Source organism: Pontibacterium sp., from assembly GCF_964228735.1.
GTDB lineage: Bacteria > Pseudomonadota > Gammaproteobacteria > Pseudomonadales > Balneatricaceae > Pontibacterium.
The window spans coordinates 1-5,374 of sequence record NZ_CAXRBQ010000165.1 but is presented as its reverse complement, the minus strand read 5'-3'; the positions used below and the strand labels follow the sequence as shown (position 1 = coordinate 5,374).

The 5,374-nt window shown below is 54.2% G+C and carries 5 protein-coding genes; 3 read left to right on the top strand and 2 right to left on the bottom strand.

Annotation, left to right across the window (positions count from 1 at the left end):
- Positions 1–149 precede the first annotated feature (149 nt).
- Positions 150–767, bottom strand: a complete 618-nt coding sequence (gene thrH, locus ACEQ15_RS17880; protein WP_370280619.1) for a bifunctional phosphoserine phosphatase/homoserine phosphotransferase ThrH — start codon at positions 765–767, stop codon at positions 150–152.
- A 152-nt stretch (positions 768–919) separates the two neighbouring features.
- Positions 920–1,846, bottom strand: a complete 927-nt coding sequence (locus ACEQ15_RS17875; protein WP_370280618.1) for a LysR family transcriptional regulator — start codon at positions 1,844–1,846, stop codon at positions 920–922.
- A 78-nt stretch (positions 1,847–1,924) separates the two neighbouring features.
- Between ACEQ15_RS17875 and ACEQ15_RS17870 the strand changes: the two genes are divergently transcribed.
- Genes ACEQ15_RS17870 through ACEQ15_RS17860 form a run of 3 tightly spaced genes read left to right on the top strand, consistent with a single transcriptional unit; the run spans position 1,925 to position 5,027 of the window.
- On the top strand, positions 1,925–3,604 hold the full coding sequence (locus ACEQ15_RS17870; RefSeq protein ID WP_370280617.1) for a sigma 54-interacting transcriptional regulator: 1,680 nt from the start codon (positions 1,925–1,927) through the stop codon (positions 3,602–3,604).
- Positions 3,601–4,005 carry a heme-binding protein gene (locus ACEQ15_RS17865; RefSeq protein WP_370280616.1) on the top strand — a complete coding sequence of 135 codons (405 nt, stop codon included), beginning with the start codon at positions 3,601–3,603 and terminating at the stop codon, positions 4,003–4,005. The genes ACEQ15_RS17870 and ACEQ15_RS17865 overlap by 4 nt, the downstream gene beginning before the upstream one ends.
- On the top strand, positions 4,002–5,027 hold the full coding sequence (locus ACEQ15_RS17860) for an LLM class flavin-dependent oxidoreductase (RefSeq protein WP_370280615.1): 1,026 nt from the start codon (positions 4,002–4,004) through the stop codon (positions 5,025–5,027). The genes ACEQ15_RS17865 and ACEQ15_RS17860 overlap by 4 nt, the downstream gene beginning before the upstream one ends.
- The last annotated feature ends 347 nt before the right edge of the window (positions 5,028–5,374 follow it).

The window sequence follows — 5,374 nt, the reverse complement described above, 5'->3', positions numbered from 1 at the left end:
AACTAAAATTTACCCTGTGCCTGTTGGGCTTCGCGTTGCGAAGGCCAACCTACAAAAGAGTGGATGCCTCTGTTCCACACACCTGGACGATAAACCACAAAAAAGCCACCGCGATGGGTGGCTTTTTCAAACACTGAAGTGCCTTAATCTTACAGACTCAGATCACGAACACTGGCTTTCAGGAATTCCTGCTTCAGGTCTTCGTAGCTGTGTACCGCCGGGAACTGCGGGAACTCAGCGATTACGTTATCAGGTGCGTGGAACAGAATACCGGACTCAGCCTGGGTCAGCATGGTGGTGTCGTTGTAGGAGTCTCCTGCCGCTATTACGCGGTAGTTCAGCAGCTGGAACGCACGTACGGACTGACGCTTAGGATCGCGCTGACGCAGGGTGTAGTCAGTGATTCGACCGTTATCATCCACTTCCAGTTTGTGACACAGCAGTGTTGGGTGGCCCAGTTGTGCCATCAGTGGTGCCGCAAACTCGTAGAAGGTGTCAGACAGAATCACCACCTGGAAGCGCTCACGCAGCCAGTTAACAAAGTCTGCCGCGCCTTCCAGTGGAGACAATCGGCTGATGGTGTCCTGAATCTGAGGCAGGGTCAGGCCATGCTCATCCAGAATACGCAGACGCTGCTTCATCAATACATCGTAGTCAGGGATATCGCGAGTGGTAGCTTTCAGCTCTTCGATACCGGTTTCTTCGGCGAATGCGATCCAGATTTCCGGAATCAGTACACCTTCCAGGTCAAGACATGCGAGTTCCACGGAAACTCCTCCTAAGTGGTTTTATAGTTATGCCTAACCTGCAACGGGTCAATCGGCTAACCACAAAGTTACAGGTTGGTTGCGCGCCAATGTACCGCCTCCCGAAAGCGCTTGCAATGACATAGGGGAAACCACGGAGTAGAGAGTGACCGTTAGTTGTTCAGGGTCAGGCGATACTGCTCAACCTTCTCCATAATGAACTCAACAAATAAGCGCACCTTGTTGGGCAGGTATTTGCGATGCGGATACAGCATCTGCACCTCACGCCCGGAGGGTTCCCATTCCGGCAACAACCGTACCAGTTGCCCGCTTTTGAGCAGGTCATCCACCACGTAATTGGGCAGGTTCCCTACCCCCAAGCCATTTACTACCGCCTTGGCCGCCGTACTCAGCTCATCCACCCGCACCCGGGATTCACCACCGATGGAGATCTGTTCACCGCCCGTATGATGGAAATGCCAGATTGGCGATCGACGCGGAATGACCAGCGGCAGTCCCGCCAATTCAGAGGGATGCTCAAGCTCGCCGTTTTTTTCGATGAACGCCGGGCTCGCGCATAACGTAAATCGGGAATGAAACAGCGAGCGACTGATCCAGTCCTTGAGTTTGATCTCACCGATACGGAACGCAATATCCACCCCTTCATCCATCAGGTCGATATTACGGTTTACCAACATCAGTTCCAGGCGGATCTTGGGGTACTTCTCCATAAACTCAAAGAACCAGGGATCGAGTAGTTCATTAGACAGCGATACGGGTGCGGTAATACGCAGTTCGCCAGACGGCGAAGTCAGCTCACCATCCAGCGATTTGGTTGCATGTTCCAGCTCCGCAAACAACGGCTGACAGCGCCGGTAGAACAACTCCCCCGCTTCGGTTAACGCCAACTTGCGGGCGCTGCGGTGTAACAGGCGATAACCCAGACTTTCCTCCAGACTCTGCACCCGGCGACTCACTGTGGAGGTTGGCATTCCCAGTGCGCGGGACGCCCCTAGAAAGCTGCCCTTCTCCATCACTTTTATGAATATGAAGAGGTTGTGATAGTCCATCGCCTTGATCCCGATAACGGGATTTAGCATCCCGAGATTCACCATAATTTTAAAAAACGAAATTTAATAGAATCATATCCATACAATAATTAAAACAGTGGAGCGCGCATGGACACCTCCGTTATTCACGATACCCCGAACCTGAGCCGCCAGATCCGCTTCCACGACAGCGATGGCAAAATCTGGTTTGAAGAGCAGCGTGTTCTGCTGCTACAGCTGGGAGCCCTGGCTGAATTCCGTAAAGAGCAGATCGATACCCTTGGATTGGAACGTGCCAAGGGCTTCTTTATGCGATTGGGTTACAGCCTGGGTAAAAAGGATGCCCAGCTCGCCCTCAAACTGGCCGCATCAGATGATGCAGCAACCCTTTTGAGAACAGGCTTTAACCTCCACGCCCTGAAAGGCATGGTGCGGATTGAGGAGTGCACACTTCAGTTGGATGAAGACCACTTTTATGCTGAATACCGCCTGCACGATTCCTACGAAGCAGAGATGTTTCGTGGCGAGCTCGGCATGCTCGACGACCCGGTCTGCTGGAGCCTGATGGGACATGCCAGTGCTTATACTTCCGCGTTACTGGGTCGAGAAATTCTGTTTAAAGAAGTGACCTGCCGTGGCTGCGGTGACGACCAATGCTTATTTGTGGGACGTCCCGCCGAAGAGTGGGACGATGCGGATATCTACCGCGGCTACTTTTCCAGCGATCGCATCATCGAAGAACTGTACGAGCTGCAATCCCAGATTTCGGTACTGCGCCATAAAATCGACTCAGAATCGACGCTGGGCAACTTTCGCGGTCAGTCACCCGCCTACCAACAGGTCTGCAAGCTGGCCCATAAAGCCGCGCCCGGCAAAGTGACGGTGTTATTGCTGGGTGAAACCGGTGTCGGTAAGGAGCTGGTCGCACGCGGCATCCATCAGGCCAGTGAACGGGCAGATGAGCCGTTTATTGCCGTGAACTGCGCCGCCATCCCACCGGATCTGATCGAATCAGAGCTGTTTGGTGTTGAGCGCGGCGCTTATACCGGCGCCACCCAATCCCGCGCCGGTAAATTTGAACGCGCCAACGGCGGCACCATCTTCCTCGACGAGGTGATCGAACTGACACCCCGTGCCCAGGCGACCCTGCTGCGTGTATTACAGGAATCGGAACTGGAACGCGTGGGTGATACAGCAACGCGAAAGATTGATATCCGCGTTGTCGCCGCCACCAACGAAAGCCTTGAGCAGGCGGTGGAAGAAGGACGCTTTCGTGCAGATCTGTTCTACCGATTGAATGTATATCCGATCAATATCCCGCCTCTGCGCGAAAGACGTGAAGACATTCCCCTGCTCGTCGAACACTTCATGGAGAAATACCAAGCCTTCTACAACAAACGCGTAGCTGGCCTGTCCGACATGGCCATGCGCGCCATGAGCAATTATGAATGGCCGGGCAACGTACGCGAACTGGAGAACGTGATTGAACGCGGTCTGATTCTCACCGAGCAGAGCGAACCAATCAGCGCCCACTCCCTGTTTCCAACCCTGGAACTGGATTCCAGCCAGACGGTGTCCTCCCAGGGTCATCTGGTAGATAACAACACACCGGAAGCCGATGCCAACAACAGCTCCGATTGGATTACTGAAGCATTGGCGGAGTGCGGCTCCATGGAGGCGATCGAAAACAGGGTCATCGAACACGCCCTGAATCAGGCCAACGGTAACGTCTCTGAAGCAGCACGCGCACTTGGCATCTCTCGACCAACCCTTGCATACAGAATCAAGAAGCTGGATCAGGCCCTATGAATATCCTTAGCTCTAAAACCGCTCGCCAGTTGATTGAAGCGGCTGAACACAAAGCCCAACAGATGGGCATCAACGTATCGATCGCTGTTGTCGATAGTGGCGCACATCTACTCGAATTTCGCCGCATGGACGGTGCGATTCTGGGTTCAGCTGACGTCGCCCAGCGAAAAGCCCGCACCTGCGCCCTTTTTCCAATGCCTACCGGCGACTTCGGACAACTCATTCGGGATGCACAACTCACCGGGATCGAGCTGAGCAATGGATTACTCACGGGCTTCCCCGGGGGTGTCCCGCTGAAAGCAGAGAACGGTGTGATCGGCGGCTTTGGCATCTCCGGCGGCAGCGCCGAGCAGGACCTTGAGATCGCCACCTACGCTCTGGATAAGGCAGGCCTGCAATGACCGATAAGTTGAAACTCAGCGTAGTCGACCAATCCCCGGCCCACGATAACAACTCCCAGACTCAGGGTCTGCAGCACACGCTCGAGTTGGCAAAAACCTGTGATGAGCTGGGCTACCACCGTTACTGGGTTGCCGAACACCATGCTACTCCCAGCTACTCCAGCCCCTGCCCGGAGATCGTGATCGGACAGATTGCGGCTCACACCCAGCAGATCAAGGTGGGCAGTGGCGGTATTATGCTCTCCCACTACAGCCCCTACAAAGTGGCGGAGGTGTTTCGTACGCTGGAAGCCTTTTTCCCAGGTCGAATTGATCTTGGCTTTGGTCGTGCACCAGGCGGCGCCGAATTACCCAGCCGTGCCCTCGCCTATCCGAACAACCCGGTGAACCGAGATATTTATCCCGAACTGGTTGAAGCACTGGTAGGCTTTACCGATAACCGGATCCCTGCTGATCATCCGTTTGGTGGCCTGCAGGTCACCCCCACAGACAGCAGCGCACCGGATCTTTGGACGCTCGGCTCAGCTGCAGGCAGTATCGACCTGGCGGCACACTTCGGCGTGGGATTTGTACTCGCACTGTTTATCGGCACCCACGCGCGTCCTGCCGAAATCATTCAGCAGTACAAAGCATCATTCCGGGCTCGTTCGGGCAGCCGCATGCAAACGCCTGAAGCGATGATCTCCAGCGCCGTCATCTGCGCTGACACCACCGAAGAGGCCAAATTACTCGCTGCCTCCCACACGTTTTGGAAAATCCAGGCCGCCAACGGGATTCGGGAAGGGATTCGCCCACCCGAAGAGTGTATGGACCTCTACAAGAAACTCTCTCCTTCAGATCAGCACACCTTTGATATCACCCGTGATTCAATGGTGACCGGCACACCGGCACACTGTCGTGAAATACTGGAAGCTCAGGCTTCTTTTTACGATGTGGATGAGGTGATTGTTGTTGCCGTGACACACAACTTTGAAAAACGGCGGGAGAGTTACCGGAAACTGGCGCAGGTATTTGAGCTCTAAGCCAGTAGGCTTTTCTCGTGCCCATGCTCAGCATGGGAATGCATAACTAAACACCTATCCCCCCAAATGGGTTCCCACGATGGACCGTGGGAACCTGCAAGAATATGTCGCCCTCAGAGCGGACTGCTACAGGAATGACTCGTTCCCACGCAGAGCATGGGAACCAGATATAGCTGTTCATCAGGCACAAAAAAAGGAGGCGTTATGCCACTGCTGTCCCATAGTTTGGGATAAATAAGAAAGCCTGAATCCATGTGAGTAAAATGAGTGTGCGAGCAAACACTTTAATCACAAAGGATTCAGGCTTTGTCACATCATAACACCGCGTTTCATCAGTTGCTGCAGCC

Excerpts from the sequence above, each read along its gene's own strand:
- ACEQ15_RS17875 (WP_370280618.1), bottom strand. The coding sequence starts at position 1,846 with ATGCTAAATCCCGTTATCGGGATCAAGGCGATGGACTATCACAACCTC.
- ACEQ15_RS17870 (WP_370280617.1), top strand. The coding sequence starts at position 1,925 with ATGGACACCTCCGTTATTCACGATACCCCGAACCTGAGCCGCCAGATC.
- ACEQ15_RS17865 (WP_370280616.1), top strand. The coding sequence starts at position 3,601 with ATGAATATCCTTAGCTCTAAAACCGCTCGCCAGTTGATTGAAGCGGCT.
- ACEQ15_RS17860 (WP_370280615.1), top strand. The coding sequence starts at position 4,002 with ATGACCGATAAGTTGAAACTCAGCGTAGTCGACCAATCCCCGGCCCAC.